Source organism: Chiayiivirga flava (assembly GCF_014202825.1).
In the GTDB taxonomy this organism is placed as follows: domain Bacteria; phylum Pseudomonadota; class Gammaproteobacteria; order Xanthomonadales; family Xanthomonadaceae; genus Chiayiivirga; species Chiayiivirga flava.
Map to the genome: position 1 here is coordinate 246,439 of NZ_JACHHP010000004.1, position 21,503 is coordinate 267,941.

Sequence of the window (21,503 nt, forward strand, 5' to 3'; positions counted from 1 at the left end):
TGGCAAAGGCTGCGCCGACGATGCGGGCAATGCCCGGTGCCGTCAACCGGCGCGCGATAGAATCGCGTTTTCCAGCCGATCCGCGCGTGCCATGCCGACCCCGCCCTCCCTCGTCTCGCTCGACATCGATGCACAGCTGCGCCAGGCCAACCTGTTGCTGCAGCGTGGCGACAGCGCGGGCGCCACGCGACTGCTGCGCGGGGTGCTCGACCACGACGCCGCGAACGTACCGGCGCTCAATCTGCTGGCCCGGCTTGCGCTCGGCAGCGGCCGCGCCTGGGATGCGGTGCAGATCCTGCGCCGCGGCGTGCAGGCCAATCCACGCCACCCGGTGCTGCAGCACAACCTCGCGCTGGCGCTGGCGCAGAACAACAAGATGGATCACGCGATCGAGGCCTTGCGCACCGCGGTGGCGCTGAAACCGGACTACCTCTCGGCGTGGCTGTACCTGGGCGGCTATCTGCAGAAGCAGCGCCAGGAGGCGGCCGCCTGCGGCGCATTCATGCGCGCGCTGTCCGTCGGCGCGGCGCTGAGTCGGCACGGCGCGCCGGAGTTGCAGCAGCCGGAGATCCGCCAGATGGTGCAGCACGCGCAGGCGGCCGTGCAGCAGATCCGCAGCGACGTCTTCGAGCGCGCACTCGCGCCGGTCCGCGCCCGTGTCGGGCGCGAGGCGTTGGCGCGCATCCAGGGTGCGGTCGACATCTACCTGCAGCGCCGTCCCGCCAACTATCCGCCGAAACAGCGCCCGGCCGGCATGTTCATCCCGGATCTGCCGCCACGGCCGTTCTTCGAGCGCGAGGACCTGCCGTGGGTCGAAACGCTCGAAGCGGGCATTCCGGTGATCCGCGAAGAACTGCTGGCACTGATGCAGACCGACAACCCGTTCACCCCGTACGTGCAGCTGCCGCCGGACTCGCCGCAGGCGCGCGACTGGGCCATCGTCAACCATTCGGACACGTGGGCCTCGCGCCACGTGTATCGCCACGGCGAGCTGATCGAAAGCACCGCCGCGCTCTGTCCGCGGACGGTCGCGCTGCTCGACACGGTGCCGGTGATGCGCATCCCGGGGCATGCGCCGGAGGTGCTGTTTTCCGTGCTGAAGGCGCGCTCGCGCATCCCGGCGCACCACGGCACCGTCAACGGCCGGCTCATCATCCACGTGCCGCTGATCGTGCCGTTCAACTGCGGCGCGCTGAAGGCCGCCGACGAACAGCGCACGTGGGAAGAGGGCAAATGCATCATCTTCGACGATTCGTTCGCGCACGAGGCCTGGAACGACAGCGATCACACCCGCGTGGTGTTGCTCGTCGACACCTGGAACCCCTATCTGAGCGAGGCCGAGCGCGAGGCGTTCTCGGCCGCGCTGGTGGCGATCGACGATTTCACGATGCAGGCGCTCGGCGAACACGCGAACGCGTTCGTCTGACCTCGCGGAACGCTGACGACCTCACGGCGAGCGATCTGCGGGACGATGCGCGCGGCAGGGCGGAGCGTTGTCGTGCGAGGTAGAAGGGGACCGCGCAGCGAGCGGTTCGACGTGCCGCGTGGCGGTGCAGTGGCCGGTTCGGGACGGCATCGTGCCCCGTCGGAATCAGAGATCCTGGCGGTAGCGCACGTACGGCACGCGTGCCGTCGGATCCTCGAGCGCGGGCAATTCGGCCAGCGGCCACTTGGACGGATCGTTCGTGCCCGAACCGATGAGGTTGCGCGCGCCGACCGACAGTTCCGCGCGCCACGGCGTGCGCCACGAGATGCCCAGATCCAGGCCGGTCCAGCTCGCGTTCTGGTCCGGCAGCTCCAGCAGACGCCCGGTCAGCTGGCCGGTAATGCCGCGGTAGCCGACCCCGAACGAGACCGTGGCCGCGTCCCAGCGCAGCGGCAGTCCGGTCGCGGCCGGAGTGAAGCGCTGCGTGGCGAGGCTGCCGCCGAGCGACATCCAGCGCTCCGGCCCGAAATTCAGCGTGACCCCGCTGTAGGCCTGCTGCGCATCGAGCTGCGACCCGGCGAGGCGCGAGAACGGCGAGGCGCCGAGCCGTCCGGGACCGACCCACAGCCCGCCGACATCGTCGGGCAGCGCTTCGGCAAACGAGGTGTCCAGCCAGGACAGGCCGAAGCTAAGATCCACCGCCCCGCCGGCGGAACGCCAGCCGCCGCCGAAACGCAGTCCCGGGGTCGTGCCGCGCAGCAGCACGTCGCCGTCGCCGAGCGAGGCGAGCAGACAATCCTGGCCGAGGGTGCCGAGGGCGGCGGCGAGGCCGACACTGCCGTTGCACAGCAGGGCCATGCCGGCATCGGGATCGAACTGCAGCGCGGCCGTCGCATTGCTGCCGTCGCCGAGGTCGATCCGGGCGCCGAATCCGGGGGCGGGCGCGGCATCGGCACGCAGCAGGCGATCGAGCGGGGTCAGGGCGCGTGCGGGGGTGTCGAGCAGCAGCAGCGCCTCCACCCGTCCGCTTTCGTTGTTCCACACCGGCAGCACGCGCGCATCGGCATCGGCGCGGTCCGGACCACGCGGCGCGACGAGTTGCGGCAGATCGGCCGCGCCGGCCGCGCATGCCGCGCACGACATCGCGAGCAACGCGACGGTACGCAGGCTGGCACGCAGGACGGGGCGGCGGAACATCGCGCTCTGACTCCGGGTTGGAAGGGAAGTTCCGGGGCACGGAACCACGCCTGCATTGTGCCAGATTTTATGTTTGCTTAACAATTGTTTTTTGCCCGGAAATGGCGTGTTTTCGCCGCTTTTGTCCATGCAGATCGCAGCCTTCCGCAGCGGCCGGGCGCACCCTCGCGCCGTCCGGTCCGGGACGCGCGGGCGGGCACAAGCGTCGCAGCGGCGTGGACATCGCCCCCCGGCGCCACCCAGACTAGCGCCCGCACCGGCATGGCGTCGGCGCATGGGGTGTACGCGCGGCCCGGGGAGGGGCAGCGCGGCGTCATGACAGGGTCCGCGCCGAGCCCGCGATACGCGCTCGGCCGAGGAGAAGCGAAGCGATCGCCGTGATCGAAGCCGTTCCATCCGACAGTGCGCGTTCGCCGCTCGGCGATGTCAGCCGTGCCGAGCTGCTGCTGTCCGGCAACACCGCGCAGGCACTGCTGGACTCGCTGGCGAGCTGGGCGCGCCTGCGCTTTGCCCTGGACGACCATGCCATCTATGCGGTCGACGGCGAGCGGGTTCGTCTCCTGGCATCGTGCGGGAGCGTCGCCGCAGCGGACACCGAAGCGCTTGCGTCGCGCGTCCGTGCCACGGCCACGCCGCAGACCGACGGCATCCGCCACGCCTGGCCGCTGCGCGACCAGAACACGCTTCTCGGCGTGTATTGCGCCGTCGTGCCCCGCGGCAGCATCGCGGATGCGGACACCGAGTCCGACGCCCGGATCGGCCTTGCGCATGCTGCCCGCCTGCTTGCGCAGCGCCTGCCTGCCGCGCTGGAGCTCGAGCGCCTGCATCGTGCGGTGGCACAGCTGGCGGAAGCCGAACGCCTGCAGCGCGCGCTGTACGCCATTGCCGAACTCGCCAGCGGCGAGCGCGACATGGGCGAGGTGCTGTCGGCGATCCACGGCATCGTCGCCGGCCTGATGTACGCCGAGAATTTCTACATCGCGCTGCACGACCGCGTGCACGAAACCCTCACCTTCCCGTACTTCCGCGACGTGGCCGATCGCGAGCCGCCGGCGCCCGGGGAGGTGTTCCCGATGCCGGCGCAGCACGGCTCGCTCACCGCCCACGTCATCCTCACCGGCCAGACCCTGCTCGGACCGTCGCCCGAGCTGCTGCGGATGCACGGCCTGCACCAGGGCGGCTTCGGACCGCAGAGCGCGGACTGGCTCGGCGTGCCGCTGATGAACGGCGGCGAGGTCATCGGCGCGGTGGTGGTGCAGAGCTACGACGAGGCGCGCCGCTACAGCGAGCAGGATCGCGCGCTGCTGACCTTCGTCGCGCAGCACATCGCCACCGCGCTCGAGCGCGTGCGTGCGCACGACGAGCTGGAGCGCCGCGTCAAGCTGCGCACCGACGAGCTCAACGAAGCCAACACCGCATTGCGCGCCGAGATCGAGGAGCGCCAGCGCGCCGAACGCCTGCAGGCGGCGCTGTTCCGCATTGCCGAGCTCGGCTCCGTCGGAGGCAGCCTCGAACAGTTCTACGCGCCGGTGCACGCGGTCGTCGGCGAGCTGCTGTACGCCGGCAATTTCTACATCGCGCTGTTGTCCGACGACGGAAAGCAGCTCGACTTCCCGTATTCGGTGGACGAACACGACCGCGCGCGCGAATCGCGCCAGCTCGGCCGCGGCCTGACCGAATACGTGCTGCGCTCCAAGCGCGCGCTGCTGGCCGACCGCGCCACCATCGCGCAGCTCGAAGCGGCCGGCGAAGTGCTCAGCCACGGCGCGCTCGCGGTGTTCTGGATGGGGGTGCCGCTGATCTGCGACGACCACGCCGTCGGCGTGCTAGCGGTGCAGAGCTACGACACCCACCACCGCTACAGCGAGCGCGACCAGGAGCTGCTGCTGTTCGTCTCCTACCACATCGCCAACGCGCTGCAGCGCAAGCGCGCGGCCGAATCGCTGCGGCTCGCCAATGCCGACCTGGAGCAGCGCGTGGTGGAGCGCACCGAGGCGCTGTTCGAGGCCAACCGCGTGCTGCGCGAGCAGATCGGCGAACGCGAGCGCGCCGAGGAAAAGCTGCGCTACGCCGCATTGCACGACACGCTCACCGGCCTGCCCAACCGCAGCCTCCTGCTGGCGCGCATGAACGAGGCGCTGCGCCTGTACCGGCGCGAGCCGGGGCGCCAGTTCGCGGTGCTGTTCCTGGATCTGGACCGGTTCAAGGTGGTGAACGATTCGGTCGGCCACCTGGTCGGCGACGAACTGCTCAAGGAAGCCGGCGCCCGCATCCGCGGCCGCCTGCCGCCGCATGCGACGCTGGCGCGTCTGGGCGGCGACGAATTCGCGGTGCTGCTTGCCATCGAGCGGAGCGCCGATGCCGAGGCGGTGGCCGGCGACATCATCCGCGCGATGGAAGATCCGATCCGCGCCGGCGGCAAGGATCTGTACAGCTCCACCAGCATCGGCATCGCCTACGCGCAGGCACACTACGACACCGCGGAAGAACTGCTGCGCGACGCGGATGTCGCCCTGTACCGTGCGAAGGGCAACGGCCGCCGCCGCTTCGAGGTGTTCGACGAGCACCTGCGGCGGCAGGCGCTGCGCCAGCTCGAAATGGAAGGCAACCTGCGCCGCGCCCTGGTGCGGCATGAATTCGAGCCGGTGTTCCAGCCGATCGTCCGCCTCGGCGACCGCCACATCGTCGGCTACGAAACCCTGCTGCGCTGGCGGCATCCGCGCTACGGCCTTGCCGAGCCGGCCGACTTCCTGGCCCAGGCCGAGGAGTCGGGCCTGGCCGAGGCGATCGACTGGCAAGTGTACGAATCGGCGTTCGCGCAGGCCGGGGCGCTGCTCGGTGCCGATGCGTACATCGGGATCAATGTCGGCGCGCGGCACCTGCGCTCGGCCAGCTTCGTCGACGAACTGCTGCGCCAGCTCGACCGCTACGCCCTGACCCCGAGCCAGCTGCGCATCGAAGTCACCGAGCGCGCGCTGCTCGAAGATCCGGAACAGGTGCGCGCGGTGATGACGCGCCTCGGCGGGCTCGGCGTGCGCCTGGCGCTGGACGACTTCGGCACGGGCTATTCGTCGCTGAGCTACCTGCACCAGTTCCCGCTGCACGCGCTCAAGATCGACCGCTCTTTCGTCCATCCGCTCGACACGCAGACGCCCGGCAACAGCACCACGGTGCTGCGCGCGATCCATGCGCTGGGCAAGTCGCTCGGCCTCGAAATCATCGCCGAAGGCATCGAAACGCCGGCGCAGCTGGCGGTGCTGGAGAAACTCGGCTGCGAGTACGGCCAGGGGTTCCTGCTTGCGCGCCCGGCGTCGGCACAGGCGCTGCGCGGAATCGCCTGAGGTCGCGCGTCACTGCGGTGTCGAGGACCCCGCCGCGGCGCCGCCGCCGGCAAACAGCTGGCTGATGTCGACCCGGTCGAACCGGTAGCGGCGGTTGCAGAACTCGCAGGTGATCTCCGCCGCGTCGCCCTGGATCGCGGCGACGGCTTCGGCCTCGCCCAGACCGATCAGCACGCGTCCCACGCGTTCGCGCGAGCAGGTGCATTGGAATTGCAGCGGCTGCTCGCCGAGCACGCGCACGCCGTCCTCGTGGAACAGCCGGTACAGCAGCGTCGCCGGATCGGTGTCGCGCAATTCCTGTGGCGTGAGCGTCTCGAGCAGTGCCTGCACGCGGTTCCAGTGGTCCGGATCGGCGTCGGCGCCGGGCAGCGTCTGCAGCAGGATTCCCGCCGCGGTGCCGCCGGCCACGCTGAACAGCATGCGGGTGGGCAGCTGTTCGGATTGCGAGAAATACTGCTCGAATGCGTCGGCGAGCGATTCCGCGTCCAGTCCCACCAGTCCCTGGTAGCGCGTCGGTTCGCGTTGGCCGGGTGTCGGCGATTCGAGCGTGATCGCGAGCAGGCCGCCTTCGCCCACCGAATGCAGCGTGAGCGGTTCGGGCAGCGGTGCCTCCCAGTGCGCGATGCCGCGCAGCAGACCCGGTGCGCGGTATTCGGCAAACAGCGTGCGCAAGGCCTGGCGGCCCTTGAACTGGACCGACACCGTGCCCTCGATCTTGGTGTGCCCGCCGAACAGGCTTGCGGCCACGGCGGTCTCGCCCAGCAGCGTCGCGATCGCGGACGGATACGGCGCCGCATCGCGAATCGCTTCCCAGCTCTCGTTGAGCCGCACGAGCACGCCGCGCACGCCGGCGCCTTCGATCAGGAACCGGTGCAGCACGTCCGTCAAGCGCAACGGGTGTGGGTTCGACATAAGCTATCGGCACGGGGCGGACTCCGGATCATGGTGTCAGGCTTCGCCCCGTTCAAGCCGAACTGCGAAACCGGGAATCGACGATGCGAATGCTGGCGATGGGAACCGTGGCGCTGCTGCTGGCCTGCGGCGTGCAGGCGAAGGACTCCGCGTACGACGCGGTGGTGGCGGCCGAGCGCGCGTTCGCGGCCGACGCCCAGGCACGCGGGGTGAATGCGGCGTTCCTCGCCGCAGCGGGCGAGCACGGCGTGGTCTTCCGCCCCGGGCCGTTGCGCGTGGCCGACGCCTACGCCAAGGCGCCACCGGCCGCGTTCAACATCGCGTGGGGGCCCGCGGCGGCCGAGGTCGCGCCGTCCGGCGATCTGGGTTACACGTACGGTCCCTACGAAGTGACGCTCGCGGACGGCAAGTCCGCAGGATTCGGCCACTACTTCACGGTCTGGGAGCGCGACGGCGACGGTGCGTTCCACTTCCGCAGCGACATCGGCATTTCGCACGCGCCGGTGCCGCTGGCCGGCGATGCGGTCGTGCGCCGCGGCAGCCGCGCCGAGGGCGCGCGTGCGCTCGCCAGGCGCGAACGCGACGCACGTCTGGCCGCGCTGCGCGAGCTCGACAGCGGCCTGCTGCCGCGCCTGCGGCGCGAATCGCCCGCGGCGGTCTACGCCAGCGTCGCCGCCGACGACCTGGTGCTGCTGCGCGACGGCTCGTTGCCTCTTGCAGCACCGTTCGACGACGCCGTGCTCGCCGCCACCGACCTCGGCGACGCCACGCTCATGACCGCCGCCGAACGCATCTCGGCCGACGGCACGCTCGCCACCACGTATGCGTCGCCGGCCGAGGGGCGCGGCCCGGCGTGGGTGCGCGTGTGGCGGCGCAGCGGCGACACCTGGCAGCTCGCGGTCGATCTCACGCTGCCGCCGCCGCCCGAACCCGCCGACGGATGATTCCGACGCCGCGCCCGAAGCCGCGCTGGTTCCGCCGCCTCGTGCTCGCGGCGCTGGCGCTGCTCGTGCTGAGCGCGCTGCCGGTCCTGCTGTGGCGCTTCGTCGATCCGCCCACGAGCGCGTTCATGCTCGCGCGCCAGATCCAGGCACGCGACGAGGACGACTTCGTTTTGCGCCAGACCTGGGTCGCGTTCGACGCGGTGTCGCCGACGCTGCCGGTGGCGCTGGTGGCGGCGGAAGACCAGAAATTTCCGATGCACGGCGGCTTCGACGTGGACGCCATCCGCAGCGTCATCGATCAGCGCGAGGCCGGCGAAGCGTCGCGCGGCGCCAGCACCATCAGCCAGCAGGTCGCGAAGAACCTCTTTCTCTGGAGCGGGCGCAGCTGGGTGCGCAAGGGGCTGGAGGCGTACTACACCGTGCTGATCGAGCTGGCATGGCCGAAGCGCCGGATCCTGGAGGTGTACGTCAACATCGTCGAGTTCGGCGACGGCGTCTACGGCGCGGAAGCTGCCGCGCAGCACTTCTTCGGCAAATCCGCCGCGCAGCTGGATGCGTCCGAAAGCGCGCTGCTCGCCGCCGTGCTGCCCAATCCCAAGGTGCTGCGCGTCGACCGGCCGAGCGCGTACGTGCTGCGGCGGCAGCGCTGGGTCGCGCGCCAGGTGCGCCAGCTCGGCGGCCCGGCACATCTGCGCGACTGCTGCGGCTGACCGCCGGCCCGCGTGCCGCCACATCGTCGTGCCGCCGATGCCTTAGCATGCACGCTTTCCCGGAGACAGACGCATGCCCGAGCGCGCTTCGCTGACCGTCGTGGTGCCGGCCTACAACGAGGCCGCGGTGCTGGAGGAATTCCATGCGCGCCTTGCCGGCGTGCTCGACGCGCTCGACGTGGACGGCCGCGTGCTCTACATCGACGACGGCAGCCGCGACGCGACCTGGGCGCTGATCGAGCATCTCGCCGCGCGCGACGCGCGCGTCACCGGGCTGAAACTTGCGCGTAACTTCGGCAAGGAACTCGCGCTCACCGCCGGCCTCGACCACGTCGACGCCGATGCCGCGCTCATCATCGACGCCGACCTGCAGGATCCGCCCGAGCTGATCCCCGACTTCGTCGCGAGATGGCGCGAGGGCTTCGACGTGGTCTACGGCCAGCGCCTGCAACGCGACGGTGAAACCTGGCTCAAGAAGGCCACCGCCGCGGGCTTCTACCGCGTGATGCAGCGCCTGTCGTCGACGCAGATTCCCGCCGACACCGGCGATTTCCGCCTCATGTCGCGGCGCGCGCTCGACGCGCTGCACGGCCTGCGCGAACGCCATCGCTTCATGAAAGGCCTGTTCGCTTGGGTCGGCTTCCGCCAGGTGGCGCTGGCGTACCGGCGCGACGCGCGCGCCGCCGGCACCAGCAAGTTCAACTACTGGAAGCTGTGGAATTTCGCGATCGAGGGCATCACCTCGTTCTCGACCGCACCGCTGCGCATCGCCACCTACGTCGGCCTGCTGACGGCGTTCGGCGCGTTCGTGTTCGCCGCGTGGATCGTCGCCAAGACGCTGCTGTGGGGCGAGCCCGTGGCCGGCTACCCGACCATCATGACCGCGATCCTGTTCCTCGGCGGCGCGCAGCTGATGGCCCTGGGCGTCATCGGCGAATATCTCGGGCGGCTCTACATGGAATCGAAGGCGCGGCCGCTGTACCTGATCGACACGTTGATCGGCGCGCGGCCCGCGTGCGCCGCACCGCAAACCTTGCGCCCCGACGTCAGCGGACTATCATCGCGCTGAGGCAGCGTCGCCCGGCACTTCGCGGAGACCGTCATGCGCAGCGTGAAACAACTGCTCGAAGGCAAGGCGTCCGGCGCGGCCTCGCCGGCGGTCATCGCCGTCGACGTCGACGATCCCGTTCTCGCCGCGATCCAGTCGATGGCCGACCACCACATCGGTGCGGTGCTCGTGCTGCGCGGCGGCGAACTCGCCGGCATCCTGTCCGAGCGCGACTATGCGCGCAAGGTGATCCTCAAGGGCCGCGCTTCCGCCGGTACCGCGGCGCGCGACATCATGTCCAGCCCGGTCGTCACCGTCGCGCCGGACGACACGCTCGACCACTGCATGCGCCTGATGACCGAGCGGCGCATCCGCCATCTGCCGGTGCTCGACGGCGGCGCCGTCGTCGGCGTGCTGTCGATCGGCGACCTGGTCAAGGCCGTCATCGAGGAACAGCAGCAGGAGATCGCCCAGCTGCAGCACTACATCGTGTCCGGATGACGGCAGCGGCGGCCTTGTGCGGCGGGGTCGCGTTCAGGAATAGTGCGCCTCCTGCCGTCCGAAGCTGAACCCGTGCCCGATCCCGGCGTCCGCCTGAACCAGCTGCTGGACCGATTCACCGCTCGCGTGCGGGCGCAAATCGAGTCCAACCGATTGTTTCAGCACGGAATCGAAGTCGACGACGTGGTCCAGGAGGTGCGCATACGCCTGTGGAAGGCCCTGGAGCGCGACCCAAACGCCGATTTCCCTGCGTCTTATATCCAGAAGGTCGTGGCGACCACGGTGGTGGATTCGATCCGGCGCGCTCAGGTGCGTGCCGCCGAACCCATGCCGGATGCGGAGGATGGCGCGGCGGAGTTTCCCGACCGCGCGCCCGAACCCGATCATGCCGCGGTCGACGCGCAGCAGGTGGCCCACGTTGCGGCATGCATCGCCCAGCTCAGTCCCCGCCGGCGCCGACCGTTGCAGCTGTACCTGCAGGGCTTCCAGCTGCAGGAGATCGCCGACCTCAGCGGCCTCACGCTGGACGCAGCCCGCAAGCTGGTCTACCGGGGCCTGGACGAAGTGAAGGAGCGCCTGCGCGCGCTCGGAATGGAATGAAGACGATGGACGAATCCCGCATCAAGGCCCTGTACCGCCAGCACACCGACGCCGCCCGCGCGCTCGATGCCGATGCGCTGCAGGACGTGCTCGGCCGGCACGGCTATCCGGACGTGGAAGGCACGCCGCTCGACCGCATCGCCGCGTCGTCGCTGCAGTCGGACGTGCTCCGCATCGCGATGGCGCTCGGCCCGGACGCGCAGCAGCTCAGCCGCGACATCGCCGCGCTGCGCCGCGAGGTCCCGCGCCGCGCCGCCGCGCCGCTCCTGCGTCGCACGCTCGCGCTCGCCGCCGGCGTCGGTGCGCTCGCGGTGCTGTTCTCCACGCTGCATGGCGGCAGCCACCCCGGCGCGGCCGGCATGGCGATGCCCGACGGCACGCAGTCGATCATGTCCGGTTCCTTCGAGCCCGGCCTGCCGTCGCAACAGGACCGCATCGAGATCGAAGCGGCGGCGCCGATCTTCCGCGGCGATTTCGACTCCTGAGCCGCACGCGGCACCGCTGCAACGCATACGCGCCCGAAAATACGAGTCGACGAACTCGAATGCTGCAACCGCAGGGACCCGACCGGGTCCCTGTTTTTTTTTGTGCGTCCGCGGCGGGCGTGGTTCGCGGAGCGAGCCGCCGCTACGGCAACACGTGGCTCGTCACCGCAAGGAAATGGCAGATGCTGCCGGTGAGCACGAACGCATGCCAGATGGTGTGCGCGTAGGGAATGCGCCGGCTCATGTAGAAGGTCGTGCCGGCGGTGTACGCCACGCCGCCGCCGAACAGCCACGCCAGTGTCCAGGTGTCGAGCGCGTCCATCAGCGGCCCGATCGCGAGTATCACGAGCCAGCCCATCGCGATGTAGAACGCAGTGGAGAGGCCCTTGAAGCGGCCGGTGAAGAACAGCTTGAACACGATGCCGGCCAGCGCCAGTGCCCAGATCGCGGCGAACAGCAGCCAGCCGTAGGTCGGCCGCAACCCGATCAGCGTGAACGGGGTGTAGGTGCCCGCGATCAGCAGATAGATCGCGCAGTGATCGAACACCTTCAGCCGCGCCTTTGCGCCCGGGTGCGTGATGGCGTGGTACAGCGTGGACGCCACGTACAGCAGCACCAGCGCCACCGAAAACACGATTGCGCTCGCCAGTTGCCAGCCGTCGCCCCACAGCGCCGTGAGCGTGATGAGCACCGCGCCCGCACCCAGGCCCACCACGGCACCGAGGCCGTGCGTGAGTGCATTGGCGATTTCCTCGCGCAGCGAGGACTCGGGTTCGTCGTCGATGAGAGTGTTGTCGCGGGCTCCGGTCATCCCGTCACGATAGAGGCGCATCGCGTGCCGGGCAATGGTGCGCTCGGGCACCGGCAGCGTGCGCTCAGCTGCGGCGGCGCGCTTGCATCTGCGTCATGCGCGAAATCAGCAGCGCGACGTACAGCACGCCCGCCATCTGCTGCAGCATCACCACCGCGCGGGCGGCATCGGCCACCGGGGTGATTTCGCCGAAGCCGACGCTGGTCAGGCAGGTGAAACTGAAATACAGCAGCTCCCACCACCCCACGGTCCCGTCCGGGTTGTTGATCGGATTGATGAAGAACGCGCCGGGATGCAGGAACTCGATCAGCGCGTACAAGTAGGCAAACGCAAACGCCAGCAGGATGTACATCGACGCCGCCGCGAGCAGCTCGTCGATGGTCATGACGTCGTCGCTGAACACGTAGCGCAGCAGCGACCACACCACGAAGCCGTGGAACGCGGCCTGGGTGACGAGACTTGCCGGATACAGGCCCGGCAGCGTGGTGAATGCCGCAAGCACGTGCAGCACCACGGCCGGCAGCAGGAACAGATAGCCCAGCCGCGACTGGTGCGTCTTCGCCCGCGCCGCGCGCAGCGCGAGTGCCAGGATCAGCCACTCGAAGACCACGAGGAACGCGCGGCCGCCGGCGATGCGGTCCAGCGCCGGGAACAGCAGCACCTGGGCCACGAGCGCGCCGATGAGCAGGGCGTTGGGAAGCTTGAGCATGCGCATGCGACGGGCAGACTAGCGGAAAAGCCCAGTGCAGTTTGCGAGGCCCCGGCGGCTCGCCGAGCGCAGTGCACCGGGACTCGGCCCTTCCTTCTCCCCGCGGGAGAAGGTGCGCGGCAGCGCGGATGAGGGAGCCATCCCGACGGTTGCGAGCCCTTGGACGAGTTGTTCGCCAGAACCCGCCGTCGACGCGATCTGAGACGTGGCGCCCTCATCCGCCTTCGGCACCTTCTCCCGCAGGGAGAAGGGCGCAACGAGCCCACCGCGCTTTTCGGGCGGGAAGCAGCGCCGGCACACGCCGCCTCCGCTGTCGGAGATGCGGCAGCGCTCAGTCGAGTCCTACCGCCTGCGCGTGCTCGCGCGTGGCCGCGAACCGCACCTTCGGCGCGCGCTCCTGCGCCAGCTGCAGGTTGACACGCGTCGGTGCGAGGTAGACGAGCTTGCCGGCCGCATCCAGTGCAAGATTCCCGGCATTCTTCTCGCGGAATTCTTCGAGCGCCTTTGCATCGTCGCAGTGCACCCAGCGCGCGGTCTGCACCTGCACCTGTTCGAAGCCGGCATCCACGCCGTATTCGTCCTTCAACCGGTACGCCACCACGTCGAACTGCAGCGTGCCGACCGCGCCGAGGATCAGGTCGTTGCTCATCAGCGGGCGGAAGAACTGCGTGGCGCCTTCCTCGCTCAGTTGCGCCAGACCCTTCTGCAGCTGCTTTAGCTTGAGCGGATCGCGCAGACGCGCGCGGCGGAACAGCTCCGGCGCGAAGTTGGGGATGCCGGTGAAATGCAGTGTCTCGCCTTCGCTGAAACTGTCGCCGATGGAAATGGTGCCGTGGTTGTGCAGGCCGATCACGTCTCCCGGCCAGGCTTCGGTGACGATCTCGCGATCGGACGCCATGAAGGTGAGCGCGTTGGCGAGTTTCATTTCCTTGCCGCTGCGCACGTGAAAAGCCTTCATGCCGGCCTCGAAGCGGCCGGAGCAGATACGCAGGAAGGCGACGCGGTCGCGGTGCTGCGGATCCATGTTCGCCTGGATCTTGAACACGAAGCCCGACAGCGGCTCCTCCTGCGGCGCGACCTCGCGGGTCGTGGTGGCGCGCGGCTGCGGTGGCGGCGCGTGTTCGACGAAGAAGTCGAGGAGCGGCTGCACACCGAAATTGTTGACGCCCGAGCCAAAGAACACCGGAGTCTGTCTGCCGGCGAGGTAGGCCTGCGCGTCGAAGGAATGGCTCGCGCCCTGCACCAGTTCGAGTTCGTCGCGCAGGTCGGCGAGCATCGTATCGCCGATGCGTTCGGCAAGGCCTGGCGCGTCCAGCGACGGGAAGATCGTCGAGTCCTGACGCGTGAAGTTGCGGCCCGGTTCGTACAGATGCACTTCGCCCGTGATCAGGTGCACCACGCCTTTCAGTCGCTGGCCCATGCCAATCGGCCACGTCACCGGCGCGCACTGGATGCCGAGCACGGTTTCGACTTCGTCGAGCAGCTCGATCGGATCCTTGCCTTCGCGGTCGAGCTTGTTGATGAAGGTCATGATCGGCGTGGCACGCAGGCGGCATACCTCCATCAGCTTGATCGTGCGTTCCTCCACGCCCTTGGCCACGTCGATGACCATCAACGCCGAATCCACCGCGGTGAGCACGCGGTAGGTGTCCTCGCCGAAGTCGGCGTGGCCCGGCGTGTCGAGCAGGTTGACGATGCGGCCCTCGTACGGGAACTGCATCACCGAACTCGTCACCGAAATGCCGCGCTCCTTTTCCAGCGCCATCCAGTCGGACGTCGCGTGGCGCGCGGCCTTGCGGCCCTTGACCGAGCCCGCCATCTGGATCGCGCCGCCGAACAGCAGCAGTTTTTCGGTGAGCGTGGTCTTGCCGGCGTCGGGGTGCGAGATGATCGCGAACGTGCGGCGGCGCGCGCTCTGCGTGGCGGTGTCGGACATGGGGTGGGCGGGTCGGGGCAAACGCTTCGCGCGCGGGATCTGCGGCAAATGCGACCGCCGATTGTAGCAGCGCGCGTGCGGGCGCTGCGCCGATGGTCCGGCGGCCGATGTCGGTGGCCGACGTTCGGCGTGTCCGCAACGCAGACTTGGCGGCGGGCTCAGCCGCAGTCATGCTTTTGCGGTAGGGCAAGGAGGCTGCCAGCCTGCGCGAACGTGTGTGGCGGCCTCCTTCTCCCGCGCAGCGGGGGAAGGTGGCGGCAGCCGGAAGGGGGTGCTTCGCTGGCGGAGCGACCCCCTCCTGCCTGCCGGCATCCTCCCCCGCTGCGCGGGAGAGGAGGGTGTTTCCGTGGTGGCGTCGGTGTTGCGAGTCGCGTCTGCCAGCGTGCCGCGAACGTGTGTGATGAAGTCCTTCTCCCGTGTCGCGGGGAAAGGTGGCGGCATCCGCAAGGGGTGCTTTGTTGGCGGGGCGCCCCCCTCCTGCCTGCCGTCATCCTCCCCCGCTGCGCGGGAGAGGAGGGTATTTTCGTGGTGGCGCCGGTGCTGCGAGCGGCGCCTGCCAGCCTGCCGCGAACGCGCGTGATGAAGTCCTTCTCCCGCGCAGCGGGGGAAGGTGGCGGCAGCCGGAAGGGGTGCTGCCGCATTCCGCAACGCAAGTCCACGTCGCACATCATCACAGTTCGCACTCCCCGCCTATGGCACCATTCGGCGGGGATCAGGGGATTCACCGCCATGCCGCACCACGCCACGCACGCCATCGACGAGACGGCATCGCTTGCCGCATCGCTGCCGACGCGCATCGGCCCCTACCGCATCCTCGGCCTGCTCGGCGAAGGCGGCATGGGCCGCGTCTACCTCGCGCAGGAATCCAGCCCCACGCGCGAGGTGGCGCTGAAGGTGATCCGCGGCGTGTCGGGTTCGGCAGTGGCGCGCTTCCGGCGCGAGATCGAACTGCTCGCGCAACTCGAACATCCGGGGATCGCGCGCCTGTACGCGGCTGGCGACGACAGCGTCGGCGGCGTACCGACGCCGTGGCTCGCGCTGGAAGTGGTGCGCGGTCCGGACCTGCGCCAGTGGGCCGAGCGCGACCGCCCGCCGCTCGAGGCGCGCCTGCGCATGCTCGCCGCCGTGTGCCGCGCCGCGCAGCACGCGCACGCGCGCGGCGCGATCCATCGCGATCTCAAGCCGGGCAACATCCTCGTCGATCCGCACGGCCAGCCGAAGATCCTCGACTTCGGCGTCGCGCGCCTGCGCGACGCGGAGTCCGACGGCATGACCCAGGCCGGGCAGATCGTCGGCACGTTGCCGTACATGAGCCCCGAGCAGCTGTCGGGCAGCGCGGCGGACGTCGACGCGCGCAGCGATGTCTACGCGCTCGGCGTGATCGCATACGAACTCGTCGCAGGTCGCCTGCCGCATCCGCGCCTCACCACGTCCACGCTGTTCGAGGCGCTCGACATCGTGCGCCGCGAAGAGCCGCCGCGCCTGTCCACGCTCACGCCGCAGGCGCGCGGCGACCTCGACCGCGTGGTGATGAAGGCGATCGCGTCCGATCCCGTCCAGCGCTATGCCAGCGCCGACGCGTTCGCCGACGACATCGACCGTCTGCTCGAACACCGGCCGGTGTTGGCGCGCGCGCCGACGTTCGCGTACCGCACCGCGCGTTTCGTGCGTCGCCATCGCGCACTCACGGTGGCGGCCAGCATCGTCTTCGTGGCGCTGGTGGCGGCGGCCACGGTGAGCGCCGTCGCCGCGCACCGCGCGCGCATCGCGCAGGCCGAAGCCGAGGCGCGTGCGGACGAACTGGCGGCGGTCAACGCTTTCGTCGCGCAGATGCTCACCGATGCCGATCCCGAACTGGGCGGCTCGCCGGACATGCCGCTGCGCGAGGTGCTCGACCGTGCCGCCGGCACGATGGACGCCTTCGGCGGGCAGCCGCGCACCGCGGGACAGGTGGCGCTGCTGCTGGGCCGCACGTGGAGCGGGCTCGGCGACAGCGCGCGTGCGCAGGCCGTGCTCGATCGCGCGCAGGCGTGGCTCGACGCCGGTTTCGGCGCCGTCAGCGCCGAGGCGATGGACGCGCGTTACGCGCGCATCGAAGACCTGGCGCGCGGCGATGCCGCCGCTGCCGCGGTGCAGGCGAGCGAGGCGCTCGAGGCCGAGCTTGCGCGCATCGATGCGGACTGGGCGCGGCATCTCGCCTTCCGCGTGCGCGTGCTGCGGGCCGAGGCCACCGAGGCCTCGGGCCAGGTGGAGCCTGCCATCGCGCTCACGCGCGCGCTGCTGGCCTCGCCCGAGCTCGACACGCTGCCCGACGCGACGCAGGTGCGCGAGGTGCTGCAGCACAACCTCGCCTACGCACTGCTCAACAGCGGCAATTTCGCCGAAGCCGAGGGCCTGGTGCGCAGCGTGCTCGCAGCGGAAAGCGAACGCCTCGGCCCGGACCACCCGCAGACCCTTTACACCCGCAAGACGCTCGGCCAGACGCTGCACCGGCAGGGCAAGCTCGACGAAGCCGTGCAGTGGTACGCGCAGGTCTACGACGCGCGCCGCACGCTGTACGGCGAGGAGCATCCGCTCACGCTCAATTCCGGCGCGCAGCTTGCCGCAGCCTACAACACGCTCGAGCGCGCGGCCGAGGCCGAACCGCTGCTGCGCCGCGCGCTGGCGGTGCGCATCGCACGTGGCGAGGGTGAATCGAACGACGCCATCATCGACCGCGTGATGCTTGTCACCACGCTCGACAAACTCGGCCGCAGCGACGACGCACTGAAACTCGCCGACGAGGTCATCGCACTCGAACGCGACACGCCCACGCGCGACACGCTCGCCGCGCGCAATGCGCGCGCAACGCTGCTGCACAAGGCCGGTCGCGTCGACGAAGCACGCAGCGCCTTCGCGCAGCTGCTGCGCATGGCGCCGGACGTGATCGGCACCAATCACCCGAACTGGCCGGTGTTCCTCTCCAGCGCCGCCGCCGCCGATCTCGCCCGGAACGACGCCGCCGCGGCGCGGAAAAAACTCGAGGAAGCCTTGCCGCTGCTCGAAGCCAAACAGGGCCCGGCCCATCCGCGCACGCGCGAAGCCGCCGCGCGCTTGGCCGACACCTACGCCGCGCTCGACATGGACACCGAGGCGCAGGCAGCACGCGCGCGCGCCACCCCACCAACCGGCGACTGAGCCACCGTTGCAACGTCATTGCTCTGGCCGCGCGTCCACCGGCGAGGCATGATCGCCGCATGGAGGGATTGCACCTGCACTGGATGGTCGTCGCCGTGGCGGTTCTCGCGCCGCTCGCGTGCGGCCTGCTTGCGTGGCGCGTGCTGGCGCTGCGCGTGGTGCTCGCGCAACAGCGTGCCGATGCGGAAAAAAGCGCTGCGGAGCGCGAATCGGCCGCACGCCTGCAGGCCACCGCGCAGGAACGCGAACGCATCTACGCCGACCTGCACGACGACCTCGGCGCCAAGCTGCTCGGCCTGATCCACGGCGCGCAGACGCCGCAGCAGGCCGACCTCGCGCGCGCCATCCTGCAGGACCTGCGCGACGTGGTGACGCGTTCGCGCGGCACGCCCGGCACGCTCGGCGACGTGCTCGCCGACATCCGCGCCGAAGCCGCGCAACGGCTCGCCACGGTCGGCATGGCGCTGGTCTGGGACGCGCAGGACACCCTGCCCGATCCACCGCTCGACACCGAACGCGCGCTGCATCTGCACCGCATCGTGCGCGAAGCCATCAGCAACACCATCCGCCACGCGCAGGCGGGCTGCCTGCGCGTGCGGGTGCGCGCGGGCGACGGCGATCTGCGCCTGGAACTCACCGACGACGGCAGCGGCGCGCCCGTTGCCGTGCGCGCCGGCAGCGGCATGCGTTCGATGCGCGAACGCGCCGCGGAGCTGGACGGCGACATCCGCTGGACGCCCGGCACCGAAGGCGGCACCAAGGTCCTGCTCGCGATGCCGCTGCCGCTTGCGCCGCCCGCATGAACACGGTCATGCCGTACACGCGCGCGCTGGTGCTCGACGATCTGCCGTCGAGCCGCGACTGGCTCGCGCAAGCGCTGCAACGTGCCTTTCCCGGCATCGCGGTCGACAGTGCCGGCACGCTGGCCGAGGCCTTTGCCCGCATCGATCCGCCGCCGCCGCTGGCGCTGATCGACCTGGGCCTGCCCGACGGCTCCGGCGTGCAACTCATCGAACGCCTGCGCGCCGCGGGCGACACGCTGTGCATCGTGGCCACCGTGTTCGACGACGACGCGCACCTGTTTCCCGCGCTGCGCGCCGGCGCGCAGGGCTACGTGCTCAAGGACCAGTCGCCGCAGGCACTGGCCGACATGCTGCTCGGCATCGCCGCGGGCCAGCCGCCGCTGTCGCCGTCGATCGCGCGCCGTCTGCTGCGCCACTTCCAGCCGATCCCCGCGCCGGCCGACGAACCGCATCTGACGCCGCGCGAAACCGACGTGTTGCGCCTCACGGCCAAGGGCATGACGCTGGCCGAAGTCTCCGACGCGCTCGGCCTCTCGCGCCACACCGTATCCGGCTACCTGAAAGACGTGTACCGCAAGCTCAGCGTCAGCTCGCGCGCCGAAGCCACGCTCGAAGCCACACGGCGCGGGCTGGTCAATCCGGCGGGATGATCCGGAGCGAGTAACGCGTGCGGAGAAGTGAGAAACGACAAACGAGTAAGGGCAACAGCCGTGCCGTTTACCCGTTTCTCATTTCCTTCCGCTCGCTTCTCCACGTGTTTCCCGCGTCGCGCCCGGAATCTCCACCAGCGCTCCCGCCGCGTCGACCAGCAGGAACGGCACCGCCTCCAGTGCCATGCCGGCATTCACCTGCACCGCAAAATGCAGGTGCGGGCCGGTCGAGTAGCCGGTGTTGCCGGACGCGCCGAGGTGGTGGCCGACGGCGACGCGACGGCCGGGCCGCACCAGCACGCTGTCGGGCTGCAGATGGGCGTAGACCGCCATGCTGCCGTCGTCGTGCAGGATGCGCACGTGGTTGGCGCGGGCGCCGAATTTTTCGAGGTCCAGGCCGGCGCCTTCGAATTCGTCTTCCACCTGCATCACCACGCCGGCGCGTGCGGCGAGCACCGGCGTGCCTTCGTCGACGGCGATGTCGATCGCGTAGCGCGAGGCGCACTCGCCGTGGCTGAAATCGCCGCCGAAGCCCTGGTCGATGCGCCAGCCGGTGCCGGCCACCGGCAGCACGTAATCCACGTCCTGCGGTCGCGCGGACGGGTCGCCGGGGACCGCGCGCATCTGCAGCGCGAGCGATGCCGGCCTGCGCTTGTCGGCGCTGTCGAACGTGGCCACGCCGCGCTCGGACTCGCCCGGGACCACCGCGCGCAGCGGCAGCGGCGGTGCCGCGACGATGTTGTCGCGGCTGGTGAACGCGAGTTCCACTTCCACCGGCCCCGCGATGCGGTTGGCCACGGTCGCGCGCCGGCGGGCGCCGTCGCCGTCCAGGCGCAGCGCCACGATGTCCTGCACCTCCGCGCGCACGCTGATGACATCGGCGTGAATGTCGTCGGCGGGTTTGCGGTCGGTGTAGTGCACGATGCCGTCGGCATCGACGTACTTGTAGACCTTGCCGGCAAGCGCGCCGCCGGCGCCGAGCAACAGCGCCAGCGCGAGTGCCGCGCGCACCGCGTCAGTCCGGGCAGCGCTCACGCAGGTTCAGCGCGGCCGCGATGTCGCGCCAGTCGAACGCAACCACGCCGCTGTCCTGGTGCACGGCGTAGAACGCGCCGGCCGGAAAGCGCTCGCTCGCCAGCGCACTGAGCGCCACGCCATCGGTGAAGCGGACCTGCGCACCGCTGAAACTGCCCAGATAGTCGAGCCGGTCGCGGCCGAACACGTGGAAGCGGTTGCCCTCGGTCTGCTGGTCGGCCGCGATCCAGTAGCCGCTGCCGTCGGCGCAGGCATACAGCGCCAGGCCCTCGGGCTGCCCGCCGAACAGGCCGCTGCCGATGTTGCTGCCGGTGAAGCTGCCGTCGATGCGGTACACGCGCAATGCGCCCGGCGCCTGCGCGATGTATTCCTCCGGGATCAGCAGGCGGTCGTTGAATTCGTCGCCGACGATCGATTCGATCCAGCGCACGGCGCCGGCCGGATCGGTGGAGCCGAACGCTCGTTCGAGCCGCGCATCGATGCCGTCGGCCACGCCGAAGAAATCGCCCAGCGCCACGCGGAAGATCTTGATCCGGCGGTCGAGCGCGTCGAGCGGCGGCGGCGAGCCGTCCGGGTTCTGGTAGCTGTCGGTGACGAACACCTCCAGCTCCAGCGGCGCGGTCTCGCGCACCCACAGGCCGTACGGGGTGGTGAGCTGGCCCTCGCCGAAGCTGCCGAGCGGTTCGAACTCCGGCAGCAGCAGCACCTGCACGCGGCCGTTGTCGCGTTCGGCCACGAACAGCGCATCGCCGAACACCGCGATGCCGTTCGGCCGCGCGAAGCTGCCCAGGCCGTTGCCGGGGCCGCCGACGCGCCGCAGTTCGACCCCGGTGTCGGCGTCGAACACGACCAGCTGGGCGCTGTCCTTGGCCGTCGCGATGAGCCAGGTGCGGTTGTCGGGGCTCAGCCACAGCGCGATGGAGTCGATGTTGGCGGCCGGGTCGAGGGCCGTGACGAAGGCTTCGCGCACCTCGGTGGCGGCGACGCCGTCGCCGGCAGGATCCGGCGCGCGCTCCACCGTGACGTGGCGGCCACCGCACCCGACCAGCGTGACGACGGCCAGCAGGAGCAGCGGGGCGCTGCGGCCGCGCATCGAGCGGAGGAAGAACGAGTCGGCCGGTCGCGTGAACATGAACCGCCAGTGTACCGAGCGCGGCGCGCGGCGGACAGCGGTTGGGCGGAGATCGAGGAAAGCGAGCAACAAAGGGCAACTGGACG

At 70.1% G+C, this 21,503-nt stretch carries 18 protein-coding genes; 11 read left to right on the forward strand and 7 right to left on the reverse strand.

Annotated elements, in window-relative coordinates; genetic code table 11:
* The first annotated feature begins 91 nt into the window (after positions 1–91).
* Positions 92–1,426: an aspartyl/asparaginyl beta-hydroxylase domain-containing protein gene (locus HNQ52_RS11925; protein ID WP_183961399.1), complete on the forward strand. Its 1,335-nt coding sequence runs from the start codon at positions 92–94 to the stop codon at positions 1,424–1,426.
* A gap of 165 nt (positions 1,427–1,591) precedes the next feature.
* Here the strand turns inward: HNQ52_RS11925 and HNQ52_RS11930 are convergent, their stop codons facing one another.
* A complete protein-coding gene (locus HNQ52_RS11930) occupies positions 1,592–2,623 on the reverse strand; it encodes a hypothetical protein (RefSeq protein WP_183961400.1) in 1,032 nt (343 codons plus the stop codon).
* A 377-nt stretch (positions 2,624–3,000) separates the two neighbouring features.
* Between HNQ52_RS11930 and HNQ52_RS11935 the strand changes: the two genes are divergently transcribed.
* On the forward strand, positions 3,001–5,964 hold the full coding sequence (locus HNQ52_RS11935) for an EAL domain-containing protein (RefSeq protein ID WP_183961401.1): 2,964 nt from the start codon (positions 3,001–3,003) through the stop codon (positions 5,962–5,964).
* 9 nt (positions 5,965–5,973) lie between these two features.
* Here HNQ52_RS11935 and hslO read toward each other — a convergent pair whose 3' ends face one another.
* Positions 5,974–6,852: an Hsp33 family molecular chaperone HslO gene (hslO, locus tag HNQ52_RS11940; protein WP_246387800.1), complete on the reverse strand. Its 879-nt coding sequence runs from the start codon at positions 6,850–6,852 to the stop codon at positions 5,974–5,976.
* Positions 6,853–6,959: 107 nt separating this feature from the next.
* Between hslO and HNQ52_RS11945 the strand changes: the two genes are divergently transcribed.
* The 6 genes from HNQ52_RS11945 to HNQ52_RS11970 all read left to right on the forward strand — a co-directional run bounded on the left by HNQ52_RS11945 (position 6,960) and on the right by HNQ52_RS11970 (position 11,164).
* Positions 6,960–7,820 (forward strand): hypothetical protein, encoded by an 861-nt coding sequence (locus tag HNQ52_RS11945; RefSeq protein WP_183961403.1) that lies wholly within the window; start codon positions 6,960–6,962, stop codon positions 7,818–7,820.
* A complete protein-coding gene (gene mtgA / locus HNQ52_RS11950; RefSeq protein WP_183961404.1) occupies positions 7,817–8,530 on the forward strand; it encodes a monofunctional biosynthetic peptidoglycan transglycosylase in 714 nt (237 codons plus the stop codon). The genes HNQ52_RS11945 and mtgA overlap by 4 nt, the downstream gene beginning before the upstream one ends.
* A 73-nt stretch (positions 8,531–8,603) precedes the next feature.
* A complete protein-coding gene (locus tag HNQ52_RS11955; RefSeq protein ID WP_183961405.1) occupies positions 8,604–9,599 on the forward strand; it encodes a glycosyltransferase family 2 protein in 996 nt (331 codons plus the stop codon).
* A gap of 33 nt (positions 9,600–9,632) precedes the next feature.
* Positions 9,633–10,079, forward strand: coding sequence for a CBS domain-containing protein (locus tag HNQ52_RS11960; RefSeq protein ID WP_183961406.1), 447 nt, complete (start codon positions 9,633–9,635; stop codon positions 10,077–10,079).
* A 72-nt stretch (positions 10,080–10,151) separates the two neighbouring features.
* A complete protein-coding gene (locus HNQ52_RS11965) occupies positions 10,152–10,679 on the forward strand; it encodes a sigma-70 family RNA polymerase sigma factor (protein WP_183961407.1) in 528 nt (175 codons plus the stop codon).
* Positions 10,680–10,684: 5 nt separating this feature from the next.
* A complete protein-coding gene (locus HNQ52_RS11970) occupies positions 10,685–11,164 on the forward strand; it encodes a hypothetical protein (RefSeq protein WP_183961408.1) in 480 nt (159 codons plus the stop codon).
* A gap of 142 nt (positions 11,165–11,306) precedes the next feature.
* Here HNQ52_RS11970 and trhA read toward each other — a convergent pair whose 3' ends face one another.
* From trhA to HNQ52_RS11985, 3 genes are all read right to left on the reverse strand, one after another.
* Positions 11,307–11,975 carry a PAQR family membrane homeostasis protein TrhA gene (trhA, locus tag HNQ52_RS11975; RefSeq protein WP_183961409.1) on the reverse strand — a complete coding sequence of 223 codons (669 nt, stop codon included), beginning with the start codon at positions 11,973–11,975 and terminating at the stop codon, positions 11,307–11,309.
* Positions 11,976–12,039: 64 nt separating this feature from the next.
* Positions 12,040–12,684 carry a potassium channel family protein gene (locus HNQ52_RS11980; protein ID WP_183961410.1) on the reverse strand — a complete coding sequence of 215 codons (645 nt, stop codon included), beginning with the start codon at positions 12,682–12,684 and terminating at the stop codon, positions 12,040–12,042.
* Positions 12,685–13,015: 331 nt separating this feature from the next.
* The gene (locus HNQ52_RS11985; protein WP_183961411.1) at positions 13,016–14,620 is read right to left on the reverse strand and encodes a peptide chain release factor 3; all 1,605 of its coding nucleotides are present in this window, start codon (positions 14,618–14,620) and stop codon (positions 13,016–13,018) included.
* Between the two features lie 729 nt (positions 14,621–15,349).
* Here HNQ52_RS11985 and HNQ52_RS11990 point away from each other — a divergent pair.
* Genes HNQ52_RS11990 through HNQ52_RS12000 form a run of 3 tightly spaced genes read left to right on the forward strand, consistent with a single transcriptional unit; the run spans position 15,350 to position 19,250 of the window.
* The gene (locus HNQ52_RS11990) at positions 15,350–17,797 is read left to right on the forward strand and encodes a serine/threonine-protein kinase (RefSeq protein WP_183961412.1); all 2,448 of its coding nucleotides are present in this window, start codon (positions 15,350–15,352) and stop codon (positions 17,795–17,797) included.
* 59 nt (positions 17,798–17,856) lie between these two features.
* Positions 17,857–18,600 carry a sensor histidine kinase gene (locus HNQ52_RS11995; RefSeq protein WP_221282051.1) on the forward strand — a complete coding sequence of 248 codons (744 nt, stop codon included), beginning with the start codon at positions 17,857–17,859 and terminating at the stop codon, positions 18,598–18,600.
* Positions 18,597–19,250 carry a LuxR C-terminal-related transcriptional regulator gene (locus tag HNQ52_RS12000; protein ID WP_246387801.1) on the forward strand — a complete coding sequence of 218 codons (654 nt, stop codon included), beginning with the start codon at positions 18,597–18,599 and terminating at the stop codon, positions 19,248–19,250. Before HNQ52_RS11995 ends, HNQ52_RS12000 begins: the two co-directional genes overlap by 4 nt.
* A gap of 78 nt (positions 19,251–19,328) precedes the next feature.
* Here HNQ52_RS12000 and HNQ52_RS12005 read toward each other — a convergent pair whose 3' ends face one another.
* Both HNQ52_RS12005 and HNQ52_RS12010 read right to left on the reverse strand, forming a co-directional pair.
* Positions 19,329–20,261: a peptidoglycan DD-metalloendopeptidase family protein gene (locus tag HNQ52_RS12005; RefSeq protein WP_183961414.1), complete on the reverse strand. Its 933-nt coding sequence runs from the start codon at positions 20,259–20,261 to the stop codon at positions 19,329–19,331.
* A 4-nt stretch (positions 20,262–20,265) separates the two neighbouring features.
* Positions 20,266–21,417: an NHL repeat-containing protein gene (locus HNQ52_RS12010; protein WP_183961415.1), complete on the reverse strand. Its 1,152-nt coding sequence runs from the start codon at positions 21,415–21,417 to the stop codon at positions 20,266–20,268.
* Between the last annotated feature and the right edge of the window lie 86 nt (positions 21,418–21,503).